This is a genomic window from Bifidobacterium leontopitheci, assembly GCF_009193355.1.
In the GTDB taxonomy this organism is placed as follows: Bacteria; Actinomycetota; Actinomycetes; order Actinomycetales; family Bifidobacteriaceae; genus Bifidobacterium; species Bifidobacterium leontopitheci.
The window spans coordinates 1-1,564 of sequence record NZ_WBVT01000078.1 but is presented as its reverse complement, the minus strand read 5'-3'; the positions used below and the strand labels follow the sequence as shown (position 1 = coordinate 1,564).

The 1,564-nt window shown below is 69.9% G+C and carries 1 protein-coding gene; it reads left to right on the top strand.

What is annotated here, in order from left to right; genetic code table 11:
• The first annotated feature begins 96 nt into the window (after positions 1-96).
• On the top strand, positions 97-1,470 hold the full coding sequence (locus F7D09_RS10980; RefSeq protein ID WP_152235522.1) for an IS481 family transposase: 1,374 nt from the start codon (positions 97-99) through the stop codon (positions 1,468-1,470).
• The last annotated feature ends 94 nt before the right edge of the window (positions 1,471-1,564 follow it).

Genomic DNA, 1,564 nt, shown 5'->3' with positions numbered 1-1,564 from the left:
TGTTTAGCTTCAGCGGATAGTTGACGCATGTGTCAGCGGATGGTTGACGGTATGTCCTGGGGCATGGTTGACGGTCGTGCGTGGTGACAATGGTGTATGGACACTCACGCATCATCACAGGCCGGCGATCGCGCCGGCGCATCCATCATCGTTCCCGCGGCGGCTGTACGCGGCGTCGTGCTGCGCAACCGCGCCCTCGTGACCGCCATCGCCGGCGGCGAGCCCGTCGCGTCCGCCGCGCGACGCTACGGCGTGTCCCGCCAGTGGGCGCACACGCTGTTCACCAGGTGGCGCCAGGAGGGCGAGACGGGCCTGCTGCCCCGCTCGCGCGCCGCGCACACGATCCGCAACAAGACCAGCGAGGACATGGCCGCGCGCATCGTCGCGATGCGCGACGAGCTGGACGGCCAGGGGCTGGACGCGGGCGCCGAATCCATCGCCGCGCGGCTGGAGCGTTCGGGGCTGGAGCCGCCGTCGAACTCCACCATCCACCGCATCCTCGTCGCGTCCGGCCGCGTGGTGGCCGAGCCGCGCAAGCGGCCGAAGTCCAGCCTGCACCGGTTCCAGGCCGGGATGCCCAACGAGCTGTGGCAGTCCGACTTCACGCACTGGCCGCTGCTCGCCACGCTGGACGCGCTGATCGTCTCGTGGCTCGACGACCACTCCCGCAAGCTCCTGAGCGCCAGGTCGTTCCGGAACGTGAACAACACGGTCGTCGAGGACACGTTCCACAGGACGTGCGCCGAGCACGGCGTCCCCGCGGCCGCGCTCTCCGACAACGGCACCGAGTACACCAGCCGGCTCGTCAGCGTCGACCCCAACCACTTCGAGCGCACGCTCGCCTCGATGGGCGTGCGCTTCATGCACGGCAGGCCGGCCCACCCGCAGACCCAGGGCAAGATCGAACGCTACCACCGCACCCTCAAGAAATGGCTCGGCAAGCAGCCCAAGGCCACGAGCCTGGACGAGCTGGACGCCCAGCTCGCCGAGTTCATGCGCGTGTACAACACCGAACGCCCCCACCGCGCGCTCGGCCGGCGCACGCCCGACGAGGCGTACGCGGCCAAGGGCAAGGCCGGCCCCGACCCCGAACTCGCCGAACGGCACCGGCTCGCGGCGATGGCCGAGGCGGAACGGCGCGAAAGGCAGGAGAAGGAGCGCGAACGCGAACGCGCCGCGCGGGGCGCACGGCCGCGCAAAACGCGCAGGCCGCCCGTGACGTGCGGCGCCGACGAGCCGGAACGCACGCTCTCCATCGACCGCAGGGGCTGCTTCACCATGACCATGGCCGGCGCCAGGCGCACCGTCAACACGGGAAAGGCCAACCACGGCCGCAAGGTCACCGCCAAGCTCGAGAAGGGACGGATCCTCGCGTGGGACGCGCAGACCGGCCGGATGCTGGTCGACCAGCCCCTCGACGCCTCACGCGACTACCAGCCCCGGCAAAAGGCCGGACCGGGGGACGGGTGAGACGCAGGCACATGACGCATGTGTCAACCATGCCCCAGGACATACCGTCAACCATGCCCCGACACATGCGTCATTCATGCCCCGAGACATTACA